The sequence below is a fragment of the Tsuneonella dongtanensis genome, assembly GCF_001698205.1.
GTDB classification, from domain to species: domain Bacteria; phylum Pseudomonadota; class Alphaproteobacteria; order Sphingomonadales; family Sphingomonadaceae; genus Tsuneonella; species Tsuneonella dongtanensis.
Genome location: NZ_CP016591.1, coordinates 810672 through 828968, shown reverse-complemented (window position 1 = coordinate 828968; position 18297 = coordinate 810672). Strand labels below are relative to the sequence as shown.

General features: G+C 64.7%; 13 protein-coding genes. 7 read left to right on the top strand and 6 right to left on the bottom strand.

Features of this window, described 5'->3' with window-relative positions; translation table 11 throughout:
- Positions 1 to 17: 17 nt before the first annotated feature.
- Positions 18 to 1484, bottom strand: a complete 1467-nt coding sequence (locus A6F68_RS04055; RefSeq protein WP_067676668.1) for an arylsulfatase — start codon at positions 1482 to 1484, stop codon at positions 18 to 20.
- Positions 1485 to 1601: 117 nt separating this feature from the next.
- On the opposite strand from A6F68_RS04055, the gene A6F68_RS04050 reads away from it, so the two are divergent.
- Genes A6F68_RS04050 through A6F68_RS04040 form a run of 3 tightly spaced genes read left to right on the top strand, consistent with a single transcriptional unit; the run spans position 1602 to position 7056 of the window.
- Positions 1602 to 3227 carry a sulfatase gene (locus tag A6F68_RS04050; protein WP_198152665.1) on the top strand — a complete coding sequence of 542 codons (1626 nt, stop codon included), beginning with the start codon at positions 1602 to 1604 and terminating at the stop codon, positions 3225 to 3227.
- A gap of 2 nt (positions 3228 to 3229) precedes the next feature.
- Complete coding sequence (locus tag A6F68_RS04045; protein ID WP_067676662.1) at positions 3230 to 5158, top strand: family 43 glycosylhydrolase; 1929 nt, start codon at positions 3230 to 3232, stop codon at positions 5156 to 5158.
- Positions 5155 to 7056: a hypothetical protein gene (locus tag A6F68_RS04040; RefSeq protein ID WP_067676659.1), complete on the top strand. Its 1902-nt coding sequence runs from the start codon at positions 5155 to 5157 to the stop codon at positions 7054 to 7056. The genes A6F68_RS04045 and A6F68_RS04040 overlap by 4 nt, the downstream gene beginning before the upstream one ends.
- On the opposite strand, the gene A6F68_RS04035 is transcribed toward A6F68_RS04040, so the two are convergent.
- From A6F68_RS04035 to A6F68_RS04025, 3 genes are read right to left on the bottom strand one after another with little or no spacing between them, the layout of a single operon-like run.
- Positions 7053 to 7865 (bottom strand): 3-keto-disaccharide hydrolase, encoded by an 813-nt coding sequence (locus A6F68_RS04035; RefSeq protein WP_067676656.1) that lies wholly within the window; start codon positions 7863 to 7865, stop codon positions 7053 to 7055. The two genes, A6F68_RS04040 and A6F68_RS04035, sit on opposite strands and share 4 nt — an antisense overlap.
- Complete coding sequence (locus tag A6F68_RS04030) at positions 7862 to 8821, bottom strand: hydroxypyruvate isomerase family protein (protein WP_067676653.1); 960 nt, start codon at positions 8819 to 8821, stop codon at positions 7862 to 7864. The genes A6F68_RS04035 and A6F68_RS04030 overlap by 4 nt, the downstream gene beginning before the upstream one ends.
- On the bottom strand, positions 8814 to 10298 hold the full coding sequence (locus A6F68_RS04025) for a family 43 glycosylhydrolase (protein ID WP_067676649.1): 1485 nt from the start codon (positions 10296 to 10298) through the stop codon (positions 8814 to 8816). Before A6F68_RS04025 ends, A6F68_RS04030 begins: the two co-directional genes overlap by 8 nt.
- Positions 10299 to 10386: 88 nt before the next feature.
- Here A6F68_RS04025 and A6F68_RS04020 point away from each other — a divergent pair, with 88 nt between their 5' ends.
- The 4 genes from A6F68_RS04020 to A6F68_RS04005 are packed head-to-tail and all read left to right on the top strand — an operon-like array spanning position 10387 to position 15985.
- Positions 10387 to 11904: a sulfatase family protein gene (locus tag A6F68_RS04020; protein WP_335673624.1), complete on the top strand. Its 1518-nt coding sequence runs from the start codon at positions 10387 to 10389 to the stop codon at positions 11902 to 11904.
- A complete protein-coding gene (locus A6F68_RS04015) occupies positions 11901 to 13415 on the top strand; it encodes a sulfatase (protein WP_067676643.1) in 1515 nt (504 codons plus the stop codon). Before A6F68_RS04020 ends, A6F68_RS04015 begins: the two co-directional genes overlap by 4 nt.
- Before the next feature lie 15 nt (positions 13416 to 13430).
- Positions 13431 to 14966, top strand: a complete 1536-nt coding sequence (locus tag A6F68_RS04010; protein WP_084001609.1) for an alpha-galactosidase — start codon at positions 13431 to 13433, stop codon at positions 14964 to 14966.
- Positions 14963 to 15985 (top strand): family 43 glycosylhydrolase, encoded by a 1023-nt coding sequence (locus tag A6F68_RS04005; protein ID WP_067676637.1) that lies wholly within the window; start codon positions 14963 to 14965, stop codon positions 15983 to 15985. Before A6F68_RS04010 ends, A6F68_RS04005 begins: the two co-directional genes overlap by 4 nt.
- Before the next feature lie 84 nt (positions 15986 to 16069).
- Here the strand turns inward: A6F68_RS04005 and A6F68_RS15320 are convergent, their stop codons facing one another.
- The gene (locus tag A6F68_RS15320) at positions 16070 to 16759 is read right to left on the bottom strand and encodes a TonB-dependent receptor domain-containing protein (RefSeq protein WP_232308239.1); all 690 of its coding nucleotides are present in this window, start codon (positions 16757 to 16759) and stop codon (positions 16070 to 16072) included.
- Positions 16663 to 18042 carry a TonB-dependent receptor plug domain-containing protein gene (locus A6F68_RS03995; RefSeq protein WP_257784468.1) on the bottom strand — a complete coding sequence of 460 codons (1380 nt, stop codon included), beginning with the start codon at positions 18040 to 18042 and terminating at the stop codon, positions 16663 to 16665. The genes A6F68_RS15320 and A6F68_RS03995 overlap by 97 nt, the downstream gene beginning before the upstream one ends.
- Positions 18043 to 18297 lie beyond the last annotated feature (255 nt).

The following is an 18297-nucleotide window of genomic DNA, read 5'->3' as shown; positions in this document are numbered from 1 at the left end:
CCGGCCCCTGCCCCGGCCTAGAGCCTGCCGGCGGCTTCCAGTTGCGGTTTCCAGTTGGGATCGGGAACGTGTTCCTTGGCCATCAGGTCGATGACCCGCTTGACGATGTCGGGGTGCTGCGTGGCGAGATCGCGGGTCTCGCCGGTGTCGTTGGAGAGGTCGTAGAGCTGGATCGGGCCGGTCAACATCGGCACGCGCACCGCCTTCCACTTGCCCATCCGCAGCGCCTGCGCCGAGCCGTGCTCGTAGAATTCCCAGTAGAGATAGTCGTGGTCCTTCTGCGTCCCGCGCCCGGTCAGCGATGGGACCATGCTGACCCCGTCGCGCGCGCCGCCCGGCAGCTTCGCCGCGTCGACGCCCGCCAGCTCGGCGAAAGTCGGCCAGATGTCGGCGAAGTAGCCGATGTGTTCGCTGGTCTTGCCGTTCGGCACGGTGCCCGGCCCCCAGGCGATCGTCGGCTGGTGGATGCCGCCTTCGAACATGTCGCGCTTGATGCCGCGGAAGGGGCCGTTCGAATCGAGGAACTCGGGATCGTAGCCCCCCTCGGCATGGGTGCCGTTGTCGGAAGTGAATATGACGATCGTATCGTCCGCGATGCCGAGGTCGCGCAGACGGTCCATCACGAGCCCCACGCTATGGTCGATATGCCCGACCATCGCGGCATAGCCCTTCGATTCCTCCGGCCACGGCTTTTGCGCGTAGCGGTCGTTCGTCGGTACCTCTAGTCCGTGCGCCCAGTCGACCTTCTCCGCCTCGTTGTTCGCGTGCGGGCTGATCAGCGCGTAATAGAGGAAGAACGGCTTTCCGTTTGCCGCCGCCTTGTCGATGTACTGCAGAGCCTCGCGCCGGAACTCATCCTCGATGTAGGTCTTGCGGTCCTTCGGTCGCGCGACGCCGCCATGGAAGTCCATGTAGGCTTCGGGAGCGAGCTGAACGACGTTGTCGAGCGGGACCCTGGTCTTGTTGCGCCAGATAAAGTCCGGGTAGTGATTGTGCGCGTGGACCTGGTTCAGGAAGCCGTAGAAATAGTCGAACCCGTGGTCGGTCGGCTGCCCCTCGTTCCCCTGGTCGCCGAGGCCCCACTTGCCCACCAGCGCGGTCTGGTAGCCGGCGTCGTGCAGGATCTTCGCGACGGTCCAGTCGCCCTTCTTCAGCGTCTGGGTATCCTTGCCCGCGTTGCCGCGCACGCGCGTGTGGCCGACGTGATAGCCGGTCATCAGCACGCTGCGCGACGGCGCGCAGACGGTCGAGCCAGAATAGAACTGGGTGAACTTCGTCCCTTCGGCCGCCATGCGCGAAAGGTTCGGCGTCTCGATCTCGGTGGTGTCGAACGCGGCGATATCGCCATAGCCGAGATCGTCGGCCATGATGAAGATGATGTTCGGCTGCTTCTTCGGTGCGGTTGCCTGTGCGTGCGCGCCGGTGGCCACGAGGAAACCCGCCGCGGCAACCACCGCAGCCAGGAATTTTCGATGAAGTGCCATGCATCCCTCTCTTTTCGCGCCCGTACGCCGGGTCTCGTCTCGCTTGCCTATTTATCACATAAATAATACTTGTGAACCCCGGTGACCGTTTTTCGAGTCGCCAACGGGAGAGCGAGATTGACGACCATTCGAGCCGCGTGGGGAGCGACACTGCTTGCCCTGACCGCATTGGCGCAGCCCGCCATAGCCCAGGAAGACGACGACGCGGTTCCCGCCGGCGAGCGCGGACAACCGATCCCCGGCAAGCCCGACCGGCCGCAAACCGGCAAACCCAATTTCCTGTTCATCGCGGTCGACGATCTGAACGACTGGGTGAAGCCGTTCGAGCCCGGTCACCCCGATACGATCACACCCAACTTCGCGCGGCTCGCCGCCAAGGGCGTGCGGTTCGACAATGCGCAAACGGCGGCGACCGTGTGCAATCCGTCGCGCATCGCGCTGCTGACCGGCGTACACCCGTCGCGCACCGGCATCTACGGCAACAATCAGCAACCGCTGCGCAAGTACATGCCGAACCGGAAGACGCTGTTCGAACACTTCGACGACGCCGGCTACCACGTCGCCGGCACGGGCAAGCTGTTCCACAACCCCGACAACGTGCACCAGCGGTGGGACCAGTATTTCAAGGCCGGCGGCCATCCCAAGCCAGCCGCAGACAAGCTGCCGCTGAACGGCCTGCCCAAGCTGACCAAGTTCCTGCCGGCATTCGACTGGGGCCCGGTCGATGCCCCGGCGTCGGATTTCATGGAATACAAGATGTCGAGCTTCGGCATCGACTTCCTGCAAAAAGATCACGACGCGCCATTCGTGCTGGCGATCGGGTACCAGTTGCCGCATCTCACCTGGTACATGCCGCGCGCGAACTGGGACCGGATCAACGCCAACCCCGCGCTGCCGCCCTACCTCAAGACCGACAAGGACGACCTGACTGGCTGGGCGGCGAACCACGGCACCCGCGAGCAGGAGATCATCACCGAGAACGGCGAGGCCAAGTGGCACGAGGCGATCCGCGCCTATCTCGCCAGCATCAATTTCGTCGACGACCAGCTCGGTCGTCTGCTCGATGCGCTCGAGACGAGCAAGTACGCCGACAACACGGTAATTGTGCTGTGGAGCGACCACGGCTGGCACCTCGGCGAGAAGGACGCCTGGCGCAAGGTCACCCTGTGGGAGCGGTCGGGCCGCATCCCGATGGTGATCGCGCTGCCGGGCAAGCAGGACGACGGCAAGCGCTTCGGCCAGCCGGTCTCTCTTCTCGACATTTTCCCGACGATGGATGCGCTGGCCGGCCTGCCCGACCCGCAGGACATCTACGGCAAGAGCCTGGTGCCCGTGCTCGAGAATGCGGATACCGCAAAGCTCGAGCGCGAATACGTCCTCACCTCGATGGACTTCGGCAGCTCGCTGCGCGGCGACCGCTGGCGCTACACCTTCTACAAGGACGGCTCGGAGGAGCTCTACGACGAGAAGGCCGACCCCAATGAGTGGAAAAACCTGATCGCCGACCCGGCCTATGCCAAGGTCGCGGCCCAGTTCCGCGCCGCGACCAAGGACTTTTCTGCGCGCGAGCCGCTGAAGCCGGCGCAGGCGCAGGGTGCCGCCGGCGACGGCGCCGGAGCCGGTGGCAGGAAAGGCCGCAAGCCGGTGAGCCCCGAAGAGCTCGAAAGGCGCAAGAAGGCCCGCGAGGAGCGGCGCCGCAGCGCGCCTCCGGTCGAAGCGGGCGAGCGGCGCGGGGACTACTGACGATGCGCAAGGGGGCGATCCGCGGCGCGTTCAGCGCCATCGCGCTGGTACTCGCCGCCCCTCTCGCGGCGCAGTGGCAGACGGTCGAAAGCGCCGATGGCTCGCAACCTGTCGCCCGGCACGAGGCGGGCTTCGTGGCGGTGGGTGACAAGTTCTACCTTCTCGGCGGGCGCGGCATCCGGCCGGTCAGCATCTACGACCCCAGGGCGAACGTGTGGAAGCAAGGGTCGCCGCCGCCGATCGAGCTCAACCATTTCCAGCCGGTCGTGCACGACGGCAAGATCTGGGTGGTGGGTGCGTTTACCGGGAAATTCCCCAACGAGACCCCGGTCGATACGGTGCACGTTTACGACCCCACCACAGATCGCTGGAGCCTGGGTCCGAAACTGCCCGAAGGCCGCGTGCGCGGCGCGGCCGGAGCGGTCGTCGTCGGACGTTCGCTCTACCTGATCGCGGGCGCGACGAAGGGTCACCTCGGCGGGCAGGTGCGCTGGGCCGATCGCTACGATTTCGCCACGAAGGCGTGGACCGTTCTCAAGGACGTGCCGCACTTTCGCGACCATTTCCAGGCGGTGACCGACGGCAACGCGATCTATGCCTATGGCGGGCGCATAACCGGCCCCGATCCCGATACCTTCCACCGGACCGTGGCCGAAGTCGATCGCTTCGACCTGGCTGCCGACAGTTGGACCGTGCTGCCGCAGCGGCTGATCACCCAGCGCGCCGGGGCGATGGGCGCCTTCGCCGACCGCAAGTTCTGGCTGGTCGGCGGAGAGAGCGGCGAACGCCCGCGCGCGCTGGCCGAAACCGAAACCCTGGCCGGCGATTTCCGCCCCTGGGAGACGGCGACCGCGCTGGTGCAGGAACGCCACGGCACCGGGCTGATCGCGTGGGGCGGCTACCTGTGGACCGCCAGCGGCAACAATATGCGCGGCGGGGGCGCGGAAACCACCACGATGGAACGCCTGCCGCTGGACAGCGCCGCGCCCGCGGCAAAGGAGCCGTTCCTCCAACGCCTGCCTGACGGCAGCTGGCCCAATCCCAACCCGACCCCCGGCAACCCGATCGTCGAAACCTATCGCGGCGCCGATCCCGACGCGCACGTGTGGGACGGGCGGGTCTGGGTCTACACCAGCCAGGATCACGACCCGCCCGAAGGCGAGCGCGGCTATGCCGCGATGGACGGCACGCACCTGATCTCCAGCGCGAACATGGTCGACTGGACCGACCATGGCGAAATCTTCAACGCCGACATGGTGCCGTGGTCCACCGACAGCGGCAAGTTCCTGTGGGCGCCCGGTGCCTGCCGCAAGAACGGCAAGTACTTCCTCTATTTCCCGATCAAGGACATGCGGAAGAACTGGGTCATCGGGGTCGCCACCGGCGACAATCCGTGGGGACCGTTCAAGGAAAGCGGCCGTCCGATACCGGGCACGTCGGGCATCGACCCGATGTGCTTCATCGACGACGACGGCAAGGCGTACCTCTATTTCGGCATCCACAAGGTCGCGCGGCTCAGCGACGACATGCTGAGCCTGGCCGAAGCGCCGTACGACATAAACTACGGGGCCGAGAATTTTCGCGAAGGCGCCTACATGGCGAAGCGGAACGGCGTCTATTACTACAGCTACACCGACTTCGAGGACCGCGAGAACCAGGGCTACTACGCCATGGGCAAGAGCCCCTACGGCCCGTTCGAGTTCAAGGGCGCGATCAATGCCAAGCCCGAAGGGGCGCAGGACCATCACTCGATGGTCGAGTTCAAGGGCCGGTGGTATTACTTTTACCACTGGGGCAACTTCACCAGCCCCTATGGTTTTCCCGGTCGCGGCAATCGCCGCAACGTCGCGGTCGAATACATGTACTTCGACCCCGACGGCACGATCCGCCCGATCGTGCAGACTAGGGATGGCGTCGCGAAGGTCAAATGACGATGCGGCGCCGCGAGGTTCTGGGTGGCGCCGGGGCCGGAACCGCGCTCGGGCTGGTGCCGGGGTGTGCGACGGTGCCCGCGCCGAGCCCGCAAGCTCCTGCTGAACCCGCCGTCCCGCTGCGGGCGATCAAGTTCAACCTGCCGTACATGAGCTATCGCAAAGGCGGCTCGCTGTCGCTGCACGACGCGACGATCCGCGACCCAGCCTACTGGCGCGCGTTCCTGTCGATGATGGCGGACAACGGTTTCAACGCGCTGACGCTGTGGAGCCTGCACCCGTTCCACTATCTGGTGAAGACCGCGAAGTACCCCGAGGCCTCGCCCTTCTCCGATGGTGAGATGGCCGACTGGCACGGCTTCTGGACCGAGCTGTTCGGCGAGGCGAAGGTGCGCGGGATTCGCACGTTCCTCGTCAACTGGAACACCTTCGTGTCGCCGCAATTCGCCGAGGCGCACGACGTGGCGAAGTGGTCGATCGACTGGTCGCACTTCGGCCCCGGCACCGACAGCGAGCTGGTCAAGGACTACACTCGCGAGGTTGTCGGGCGGACGATCGCCGAATACCCGGACCTCACCGGGCTCGGCATAACGCTCGGCGAGCGGATGGGCGGGCAGACCGCCGAGGAACGGCGCCAGTGGCTCGACGAGACGTTCTTCGCCGCGATCGCCGCCGCGCCGCGGCCGATCGAGTTCCTCTACCGTGCGCCGCTGTCGGCCGACACCAAGTCGGGCGGGTCGACCAGCATCGACAACGATCGCGCCACCCGCGCGCAGATCGAGCGGCTCGAGAACGTCGTCCGGCCGGTGCACGTCAGCTGCAAGTTCAACTGGTCGCACGGGCATAGCGCGACCAAGCTCTATCACGTCCACGGTGGCGAACTGTCCGACGCCTACTGGAACCCGCCGCCGACCGGTCACGACGTGCTCTGGACGATCCGGAACGAGGATTTTTTCACGCTCAGGTGGGGCGATCCGGACTTCGTGCGCGAACACATCGCGCGCAACACGCCAGAATACGTCGGAGGTTACATCGTCGGGTCAGAGGCGTACATTCCCGCGACCGATTATTTCACGAAACCGGGTGTACCGAAGGACTGGCGCTGGGCGTTCGAGCGGCAGTGGTTGTTCTATGCGGTCTGGGGGCGCCTGTTATACGATCCGAACACCCCGATTCATGTATTCATCGACATGTTCGCCGAACGCTTCGGCGCGGCCCGCGCGCAGGACCTGTTCGACGCCTGGCGGCTCGCCAGCCGCATGCCGCTCGATTTCGCGCGCTATTACAAGGGCACCAACGACCCCTCGCTCTACACCGAGGGTCACTTCAGCTGGTTCGAAAACAGGCCCGACGTCGAATTCATTTCGGTCGACAGATTGATCAATCGCCCCGTCCTCGACACCGATTCCTTGTGGGGTGCGCGCGAATGGGTCGAGGCGGGAGAGCCCGTTGGCGGCACCCGGCAGACCCCTTTGCAATTCGCCGCCGCGCTCGACCGGCGGGCAGATCGGATCATGGGGCTGGTAGAGAAAGTGCGGGCGGTTCACGGAGTTACGCCGAAACTTCTCGAGCCTGAGCTCGCCGATCTCGAGGCATGGAGCTGGCACGGTCGCCATTTCGGCCACCAGCTCGCCGGCGCGGTCGCGCTGGTCCGGTTCCGCAAGACCGGCAAGGTCAACTTCCAGGACGAGGCGATCATGCGGCTCACCGCCGCCTCGCAAGCCTGGGCGAAACTGGCCGAGGCGGTCCACCGCTACAACGTCGACCCGGTCCCGCTGCCTTCGCATTTCGCAGTGTCGTGGACGAAGCTGCAGGCGGCCGCCGACGCGGACATCGTCATCGCCCGCAACGCCGTGCCGGCACTGCAAGACGAGACCGACACCCGCGGCTTCAGCTAGTCGATCTCGCGAAGCCAAACGTTTCGAAACTGCACGGGGTCGTCGTGATCCTGAAGGCACAGCGGCAGGCGATCCGCGTGCGGCTCGTCGTATGTCGCCAACTGGCGCCAGACCGTGGGGCCGAGCAGGGCGCGACGGTTCTGCACCAGCACCCCGTTGTGGAGCACTGTCATGTAGGCGGGCTCCAACAGCACACCGTCCTCCTCGCGTCGGGGTGCTTCGAAAACGATGTCGAAGCTTTGCCATGCTCCTGCCGGCCGACTCGCCTGCACGAGCGGGGGATACTGGCCATAGATCGCACCGGCTTGACCGTCGGCATATGTATCGACGGCGTGGGAATCCAGAATCTGCACCTCATAGAGACACATCACGTATATGCCGCTGTTCCCGCGCTTTTGCCCTTCGCCGGTCGCGCCGACAGGAGTGCGGTATTCGACATGGAGTTGGATGTCGCCGAACCCTTCCCGGGTGCGCAGCGCGTGGAAGCCTTTGCGCTCGGCGCTCGGGGTGACGGTGAGAACGCCTTCGTCTATCTGCCAATCGATGGGCCCGCCATCGAGCATTTCCCATGAGCCCAAGCCACTACCGTCGAACAGGACCTTCGCATCCGAAGGCGGCGCAGCATCGGTGGACCCAGGCATTATCCGCTCCGGGTAGGGACGAGCCGGATCGTGAACGTGCCATTCGCCACCCGGAAGCATGGGCGTATCGGTGAAGCCCGGTCGTCCGGTTTCCTGCGCGGCGGCAATCGCGGCAGAGAGCGTTACTGAGGCAGCGAAAGTCGTCGCGGTCAGCCGAACGATACTCATTTCCTAGCCTCGTCATCCAGCGCTGCGTATGCGGCGATCACGGCCCGCTCACCCTCGGCGCCGGGGATCGACTGGCCGTGCTCCATGCCGATGATTCCGCGATACCCCTTGGACCAGAGATGCCGGGTGATCGTGGCGTAATTGATCTCGCCCGTTCCCGGCTCCTTGCGACCGGGATTGTCGCCGTACTGAACGTATCCGACCTCGTCCCACACGCTGTCGAGAGTGGCCAGAAGGTGGCCGTGCTCGATCTGCACGTGCCAGAAATCGAAAAGGATCTTGCACGCCGGACTGCCGACCGCCTTGCAGATCGCATAAGCCTCGTCGGGCGAGGTCATGAACGACAATGAATAGGCAACGCGCGTGTTGAGCGGCTCGAGCACCATCGTCACGTCCGCCGCCGCGCAGACGTCGGCGGCGCGCTTCATCCCCTCGATGACGTTTGCCATCTGGCGGTCGTGAGACAACTGCGGCGACTTGACTCCCGGGAAGACCGTCATCCGCTTGGCCCCGGTACGCGCGGCAACAGGCAGGCTTTCGCGGATACCTGTGACGAAGGCCTTCATGGCGTCCTCGCCGCCCCCGGTCAGCGGCGGCACGTCGGGCCCTTCGCCGCGATGTTCCCCCGCCCAGCGACCGGCGACGAAGACGCCCATCTCCATCCCAAGGTCGGCGAGCGTTTGGCCGATCAGCTCTTGTTCGGCGACGGGGCGGCGACGACACGGATTGTCTTCGATCGCGCGAAACCCGTGCGCTTTCATCCATTGGAGCCGTCCGGGAATATCGGGGCCGCCCAGTTCGCGAAAGGCGTTCAGCGCGGGGGCGAAGCGGGTTGCGAAAGGCGGCGCGCTCGGCGCTATCGCGTGGGCTTTACCGGCATATGCGAGCGTCACCATGGCCGCGCTCGCACCGCGCATCAGATCGCGGCGAGCGATTTGTGGCGACCCGTCAGTCATGGGCCCCGCTCCGCGGGGACCCCGCGAAAACGCGCGGACGGCAAAGGGTCATGCGGGCGCTTGCTGGTTGTTCGATTTCGACGAAAAGGGCGCGGGTTCCGCTGGCCCCGCGCAGGAAGGTCTCGGCAATACTCTTTCCCGACGCCCGATCCTGCCATCGCACGGTGGGCGTTCCGATAAGCGGACCGTCGGGACGATCGGCGCGCAGTCCGAGCCGGAAGGCGCTCCCGCGCCACAAAACCTTCGTGTCGAAATAGTAGTAACCACTGCCGAGGTCGACTGGACCGAGCGCAACGGTGCGCGAACCGCGGACCGTGCGGCAGCGGCGGTCGAGGACCCGCTCGGATGGTTGATTGACCTCCACCGCGGGGACGCTTTCCACGGTCTGCACGACCGGCAGCGGCGCCCCGTCCGTGTCGTAATCGATACGGTCGATCGCGACGGATCGCTGCGTCCATGTACCCGCGCCCTGAAAGCGATCCTGCCGCCACGAGGACAGGGCGGAGGTGTGGTAGAACAGGTAGTCCTGCCCGTGGAACTCCACGATCCCCCCATGGTTCGAAAGGGTCAGCCGCCAAGGTGGATAATCGCCGTCGGAGCTACGCGGTCCTCCCGCTACTCCGGCGCCGGGTTCGTAATTGAGCACGCCGCCGTGGCGGAAGGGCCCCAGCGGCGAATCGCCCACGCTCCACCATAGTTCGGACTGACGTCGCTCCGGATCGAGCGCGTTCGCGGCGTCGATCTTGCGGAAATGGTCATAGGTACTGTGGTGCGAAAAGTAATAGCGACCGTCGCGCTTGTGCAGCCAGCTCGCCTCCATGAAACGGTCCGTCCCGACGTCTATCTTGCGCGGCTCATCCGCCAGCGACAGCATGTCGTCGGACAGGCGCGCGGCCATGCGGCTGCCCCAGAACAGATAGGCCGTCCCGTCGTCGTCGACGAATACCGCCGGATCGATGCCGCGAGTACCCTCGAGCCGCGGAACGGCAACGCGAAACGGCCCGGCGGGACTGTCTGCGACCGCGACGCCGATCCAGCTTTCGACCTTGCGTTCTTCGGGTGATGAGCCGGGAAAGCCGCTCCAAACTGGATAGTACAGATAGTACCGCCCATTCCGATAGATGATGTCGGGCGCCCACAGCGCGTAACGGCGACCTGATGTGTCGGCTGGCCTCACCTGATCGACGGTCAGCACCGCGCCGTTATCCGTCCAATGCCTCATGTCGGAAGAAGAAAACGCGTGGTACGCGGCCATCGTCGAATAACCGCCACCCGCTTCGCTATCGACCGAAGTCACCATCCATACCTTGCCATCGGGCATGACGTGCGGGGCGGCGTCGGCAGTGTACATGTGGGTAACGACCGGATTGCCCAGCGGATAGGGTTCCCGATTTACGTTGGCCTTGTCCGCCTGCTGTGGCTGCGCCGACGCTGTCGTCGCGCCCATCAGCATCGCCGCCAGAAACCCGTACCGCATATACCTCTCCCGGTTGACCATTTGTATGGCAAATAATATGAGTATGCAAACGGAGGCGTGACAAACGCGCCGCGAGCGGGAGAGAAGGGTGCGCTTGTCCGGATTGGCCGTGCTGGCCGCGATCGCATTGGCCGGGTGCACCGGCACACCTCGCTTGGGTAAAGGTGCGCCTTCAGCCGATCGCCCCAATATCCTCATCGTGATGACCGACGACCAGAGCTGGCCGCATGCGTCGGCTTACGGTTCCGACCTGGTGGACACGCCTGCATTCGACCGGATCGCGCGCTCCGGCGTGCTGCTCGACAATGGCTGGGTCTCGGCGCCGAGTTGCGGACCGTCGCGCGCGTCCCTGATTACCGGGCAGGATTTCTGGCGGCTCGGACCTGCCGCGATGAATCACACGATCTGGCAGGCAGGGACCGAGACGGTGTTCGATCACCTGGCTCGTGCCGGATACGCCACGGGCTTCACCGGCAAGGGCTGGGCGCCGGGCAACTACAAGGTCGCCGGCCGCACCGAATCGCCGACCGGACCCGGTTTCAACGCGCATCGCATCGCGCAGCCGGGAAGCAAGGTCTCGAAGGTCGATTATTCGGCCAATTTCGACGACTTCCTGAAGGGTGCCGGCGACAAGCCCTTTCTGTTCTGGGTAGGCATCAACGAGCCCCACCGGCCCTACTTCGAGGGCGTCGGCAAGCTGAACGGCAAGGTGGTCGAGCCCGGCGAGGTCCCCGATTATGTGCCTGACGAACCCGCGGCGCGCGGCGACGTGGCCGACTATGCCTACGAGATCGAGTGGGCCGACGGGGAACTCGGCGAGATTCTCGACACGCTCGAGAAGCGCGGCGAGCTGTCGAACACGCTGATCGTATTCACCTCCGATAACGGCATGCCGTTCCCACGCGCCAAGGGCATGCTTTACGCTTCGGGCGCGCACATGCCGATGGCCATAGCCTGGCCTGCCGGATTCGCGGGTGGCCGACGTAGCGCGCAGTTCGTCCAGATGCCCGATTTCGGCCCGACCATCATGGCGGCGGCAGGGCTGCCGATCCCGACGGAAATGAACGGACACGACCTGCTGCCCATGCTGCGCGGGCAGGTCCAGACCCTGCGCGACGAGGCGGTGATGGGCATGGAGCGGCACTTTCCCGGCGGGCGACCCGACGGTGCCGGCTATCCGAGCCGCGCTTTGCGCACTGCCGAATGGCTCTTCGTCCGCAATTACACGCCCGACGCCTATCCGGCGGGCAATCCGCAAAGTGACGTCTGGCCGGAGGACGACCCGACCGGAGGGTTCGGCGACGTCGATGGCGGTCCGACCAAGACGCTGATCGTCAAGGACCGCGCGCGCCTGGCCCAGTGGTACGACCGCGCCTTCGGCAAGAGGCCCGCCGAGGAACTCTACGCGGTGCGCGACGGGAAGACCGAGTACGTCAACCTCGCCGCCGATCCCAAGTATGCTGCGGTCCGCAAGGAGCTTTCGGCCCGGTTGCAGCGCGAACTGGTGCGGCGGGAAGACCCTCGCGCAATGGGACGCGGTTCGGAATTCGACGCGTGGATGCGCAAGTACCCGGTCATGGGTTCGAACGAAGCGGGGCTGCAGTGAGGGCCGCCCTGACAGGGACGTTCGCGCTCGCCCTCTGCGGATGCGCAGCCGCGAGTGCGCCGCCGTCCTCCATCCCTGTTGCTCCGGCGCCGAAAGTCGTCGCGGGCGCGCCCGATGGCGGCTGGCGCGGCTACAACGTGCTGCTGATCGCGCTCGACGATCTAAACACCGACATCACCGCTTATGGCGGCAACGCATTGACACCGAACATCGACCGGCTGGCCGCGAGCGGCACGCGGTTCGACCAGGCCTACTCCGTCGTCCCGGCCTGTAATCCGTCGCGCACGGCGCTTCTCACCGGACAGCGGCCGGAAACGAATGGCCAGTACCTCAACGAAGGCGACTTCCGCGAAAAGCCGGGCGGCGAAAGCCGGATCACCCTGCCCCAGTTCCTCCGCGGCAAGGGCTATGAAGCGGTCGCCGCGGGCAAGATCTTCCACAAGCCGCGCGGGCGCTCAGGAGAGGCGGACCCGGTCTCGGACCCGCAAAGTTGGGACAACCAAGGGAAGGTCGCCACCGGAACCGGCGGGATGGAGGACTATCTCGACAAGGACGGCTGGGCCAAGTGGCTCGACGGCGCGGGCGAGTACGAAGGCGTTCCGATTAGCGAGTACATCCGCAAGTTCGGCATCTGGGGCCCGATCTCGCAGAAGGCGGAAGAGACCGGCGATTTCCAGACCGCGCGGTATTGCGCTGACTATCTGAGCCAGCGACACGACCAGCCGTTCTTCCTCGCCTGCGGCCTGTCGCGGCCCCACTCACCTCAACTGGCGCCGCAGGAATTCTTCGACCTCTATCCCGAAGCCCAGGTTCCCTACCCTGACACGCGAGCCGACGACATGGTCGACGTACCAAAGTTCGCGCAGAAGAACTGGTCGACCAGCTTCACCCGCAAGCTGCGCAGCCAGCCCGACGAATGGCGTCGGGCGATCCGGGGCTACTACGCCAGCACCAGCTTTGCCGATGCGGCGGTGGGCAAGATCCTCGATTCTCTCGAACGATCGGGCCGCGCCAAGGATACGATCGTGGTCCTGCTTGGCGATCATGGCTTTCAGGTGGGCCAGAAGGACCGCTGGGAAAAGTTCACGCTGTGGGACCTGGGGGGGCACACTACCCTGGTCATGCGCCTGCCAGGCGAGAGCGGAGTGGTCGGCAAGCCCGTATCGTTTCTCGACCTCTACCCGACGCTGGTGAGCGCGCTCGGGTTCGAGCGCCCCGGTTTCGTCGAAGGCAACGACATGATGTCGCTGCTGCGCGCGCCTGCGTCCGCTTGGGACCAACCGGTGGTGACGACGTACCAGCAGGGCAACAACGGGGTGCGCTGGAGGAACTGGAACTACATCCGTTACCGCGACGGCAGCGAGGAACTCTACGACCTCTCGGCCGATCCCCACGAATACACCAACCTGCTGGCGAAGGACGGAGCCCGCTACGACGCGCTGCGCGCCAGCCTGCGCGCGCACATCCCGGCAGTTACCAACCCGCAACAGGGATACAAGCCGCTCGGCTGAGCGGGAGGGGACTTTATGCCGAAGACGACAATCGCAATCCTAGCCGCTCTGACGTTGTCTGCCTGCGCCGCGGCGGCCAAACCACCGGCGAGCGCGCCACCGACCTTGATCGAGCAGGTCGCGGCGCGCCCGCCGATGGGCTGGAACAGCTTCGATGCGTGGGACAGTCGGATCGACGAGGCGACATATCGCAAGACCGTGGAATTCATGGCCGACACCCTGAAGCCGCACGGGTGGGATTATGCGGTCATCGACTACATCTGGTGGAACCCGACTCCCGGCGGCCACAACGTGCCCGGCAACTTCGAGCGGCGGGTCGGTCACCCGAACGTCCGCCTCGCGCCCGACGGGTCGCTGCTCGACAAGCGCGAAGTCACGATGGACCGGTACGGCCGCCTGCTGCCGTCGGTCGAACGGTTCCCTTCGGCCGCAGGGGGCAAGGGGTTCAAGCCGCTGGCCGACTGGGTCCATTCGAAGGGCCTCAAGTTCGGCATCCACATCATGCGCGGCGTCCACCGCGAAGCCTATTATCGCAACGCACCCATTCTCGGCAGCAAGGCGACCGCACGGGACATCGCCAAGGTCGGTGACCATGCGGCGTGGCTCAACAACATGTTCGGCGTCGACTGGCGGCAGGACGGGGCGCAGGCGTACTACGATTCGATCTTCAAGCTCTATGCCGAGTGGGGCGTGGACTACATCAAGGCCGACGACATGATGGGCGACTGCGGCGGTCCCAACTTCGGGTATTCCGCCGGCGAGATCGCCATGATGCGAAAAGCCATAGATAATTCGGGACGGCCGATGGTGCTCAGCCTGTCGTGCGGCGAAGCGCCGACCGGCCGCGCGGACCACTTGCACGCCAACGCCAACATGTGGCGCGTCTCGGGCGATTTCTGGGACGAGTGGGACCATCTCGCCCGCAGTTTCCAGTTGCTCGACAAATGGTCGGCCTGGGGTGGCGAGCATCGCTGGCCCGATGCCGACATGATCCCGTTCGGCCACTTATCGCTCGACAACCGACCGCACGGCCCCGACCGGATGAGCAAGTTCAGCCGCGACGAGCACTACACGCTGATGAGCCTGTTCTCGATCGCCCGCTCACCTTTGATGATCGGCAGCGAACTGCTGAGCACCCCGCGCGAGACGGTCGATACCTTCTTCGGCAACGACGAGGTTCTCTACGTCAACCAGCACGGACGCGATCCGCATCAGGTAGTCCGCATCGACGATGAACGCGGCGGCAGCGACACTTCGAAGTATTACGCGGTGTGGATTTCGCATGACGAGGCCAACGACGACCGGTTCGTGGCGCTGTTCAACCTCGGCCCTGCGGAAAAGGCCGTGACCTTCCGCTTCGACGACGAGGACCTTCGCGGTGCCTACAAAGTCCGCAACCTGTGGACCCGGACGGACGAGGGAACCGCCACGCGCGAGATCACGCGGACACTGCCTTCGCACGGAGCCACGCTACTGCGGCTCTCGCCGGTGCCGGGCAGCGACCAGAACTGGGTGCCGCGCGACGAGAAAGGCCGGGTGCAGAACCAATGACGCGCGCGATTTTCGCGGCGCTTGCCCTGGCGGGCGCCCTGCCCGGCTGCGTTTCGGCACAGGCGGCACCGCCCTTGGCCGCCGCGCCGATACCCAAAGCCGAAGCCTATCTCTTCGCGCATATGACCACGCCCGATTATGGCGGTCTGTATTACGCGGTCAGCATCGACGGAGCGAATTGGAGCGAGCTCAACGACGGCAAGCGGGTGAAGCCGGACTATCGCGGCCACGCCGACATCACGCGGGGACCCGACGGCGCATTCTACCTCGTCGGCAACCGGATGGAGCCGGGGCCGCACATCCGCATCTGGCGCTCGACCGACCTGATCGACTGGCAGCTTGAGAGCGACTTTTCCTACGACCTGTCGGCGCTGCCCGGCGTGATGCCCGGCGACGACTGGTTCGGTGCCCCGAAGATGACCTACGACCCGGACGGCAATCGCTGGATCATGACCTTTCATTCGGCCAACCGGAAAAAGCGTGCGATGCCTCCGGGCGAAGTCGACGAGGAATTCTGGTCTTCGATGCGGACGTTCTACACCACGTCGAAGGATCGCAAGACCTGGACCACCGCGCGGCGGCTCTTCCCGTGGGACGACGTCGCGACGATCGACACCATCCTGCGCAAGGCCGATGGCGAATGGTGGGCTATCTTCAAGGACGAGCGCCATCCCTCTTCGGACGTGCCGACGGGCAAGTCCATTCGACTTGCCCATGGTCCCACCGCCACCGGGCCGTGGAGCAAGCCCTCTGGCAAGATCAGCCCGAACTTCCACGAAGCACCGCAGTTGCTGCCGCGCCCCGACGGCAGCGGCTGGTACATCTGGGCCGAACGCTACACCGGCCAGGGCTACACGCTGCAGACCGCCGACAGCATGGCGGGGCCGTGGTGGCAGACCTTCGCTAATAAGCAGACCATGGCGCCTGCGAACCGCCACGGAGGAATGATCCCGATCACCCGCGCCGAATACGACCGGCTCGTCGCACATTACGGAGCCGTGGCCGCGCCAACGAACTGAACGGTACCTCGGGCAACGAGATACAAGTTCGCCCCGGAACCCGAAGGCTCCGGGGCGCCCCCGTTGCAACCCTTTCCCCGTCCATCAGAAGCGGAACCGTACTCCCAGTCGATAGACGCTTTCGAGGAAGCGCGTCTGGAACGGGAAGCTGTCGCCGGCGTCGTTGAACGCACGCCGATTCTGTGCCGCCTCGCCCAGGATGTTGGTGGCGCTGGCGTAGAGCGTGATGTTCTCGACCGGGCTCAGCGTGGCATTGACATCAAGCGATCCGCGACCGTCCTCCACCAGCGGACGGAAAACCGGGTCCGCGTTGGTGCTCGAGTACTCGGATACGAAGCTCGAACGATAATTGTACGCCGCGCGCAGCGACATCACCTTGTTTTCGTAGAAAACCGCGGCGTTTGCGATGTGCTTCGACACGTTGGTAAAGGCTTGGCGACCGGGTTGGTCTCCCGCGGCCAAGGCCGGTAATTCATTGGTCGCATCGATATACGTATAGTTTGCAAGCACGCCGAAATTGTCCAGGAAATCCGACAGGAATGACGCACGTAAGAAAGTACGGAATCCTGCCTCAAACCCGCGGATGCGCCCTCGACCGCTGTTGAATGGCCGTGTGAGGCGAAGCGTGCCGAACTCCCCATCGGGTACATCGCTGGTCAGAGTGGAAATGAAGCCATTCACATTGCGTTGGAACAGCGCGACGCTCGCATTGCCGCCTCGCATAAAATACCAATCGAGCGAGGCGTCGTAATTCGTCGAGTTGACCGGCCCCAGGTTAGGGTTGCCGCCGTTCGCGCGGCGAATACATGCATCGTCATTCGGCACCGTAGGGTCGCACGACGCGCCTGGCGAATTGATCGTGATCGACGGGCTGAGGTCCGGAAAGTTTGGTCGAGTCCTCGTCTAAGGCTGTAAAAAGCATCGAGCCGCCCCTGCAGGTCGCGCCCGTGATTGCGATCGCCGTTTTCGCGCAGCGCCGTAATGTAGTAATTGGACGGGTCAAACAGGTCGATGTCCTGGATCAGGACCGCGCCGCCGCCCTCGCCGACATCACTGTCGAACGTGAAGTCGCGGATCGGCCGATTGATCTGGTAATTGAAGTTGATGTTCTTTTGCGTGTACGTCGAATCCGTCCAGGCGACATCACCCGACAGACGCAGCGGGCCGCTCGTGTAGATAAGCCCGGAGCCCGCCTGGTAGGTGTCGGTCTTGGCGGTGATGACGGAGCGGTTGCCGTTCGTCTGGCCACCGGCCTGGGCAGTCATGCTCTGAACGAGGTTGCTGTCGGGTAACAGCACGACGTTGCTGAGGTTCGCCTGCACCCCCGAGTTGACGAGGAAGTTCTTGCCGTTGCCGCGCCCACGGAAACCCTGGAACAGGAAGTCGGCATAGAATTCGAGGTCGCTGTTCGGCTTCCACTGGAAGGACGAGTTGACAGCCGGCCGCCAACGATCGGCGGTGGGGTATTTAACGTTGACGAAGGCGGGAAAATAGATGGTGCCGAGACCGGGCTGGTTCTTTGAAATGACATTCAGCGCATTGATCCGCAGCGAATCGAGAAAGTTGATGTCGGTATAGGATCCCTCGACCAGCAGCCCCATGTCGCCGACGCCGGTTTCCCAGCGCTTGCTGACGAGCACGTTCGCTTCGATCCCCAACCGTTGAGACTGGTACCAATGCGCGCCGCCTATGGCTCCGGCGATCCGGTCGCCCCTGAAGTCGAGCGGCCGACGCGAGCGAACATCGATCAAACCGGCGATGCCAGGCTCAACGAGGTTCGCGGTTGCCGATTTGTAGACATCGATACGCGCCACACCACTCGTGGGAAAATCCTGCAAAGCCACCGCGCGCCCCTGGGCAGTGAAGATTTCGCGACCGTTGTAGGTCGTCGTCAGGTCCGGGAGGCCGCGCACGCGCGTCCCGTCGGCGCCACCCTCGCCATAATTGACCTGGACGCCGGTGATCCGCGCGAGCGATTCGACCGCGGTGATGTCGGGCAGTTTGCCGATGTCCTCGGCCACGACCGAATCGACAATGGCATCGGAATTCTGCTTGATCGCCGCGGCGGTCTCAATGCTGCGGCGGATGCCGGTGACGATGATACTACCCTCTTCCTGATCGGAAGCCGCAGCGGGGTCCGATCCCCCTGGGTCGGTGGTTTGCGCGGCGGTCGGAGCCGCGGCGAATGCGATGGAAGCGGCCCCAACGCTAAGGGCTACACGGATATTACGCTTGAACGATCTCCCAAAAACCTTGCTTTGGCGCTATTGATAATATTTATACTGGGCCGCGGTCAACCCACAGTTCCGCGT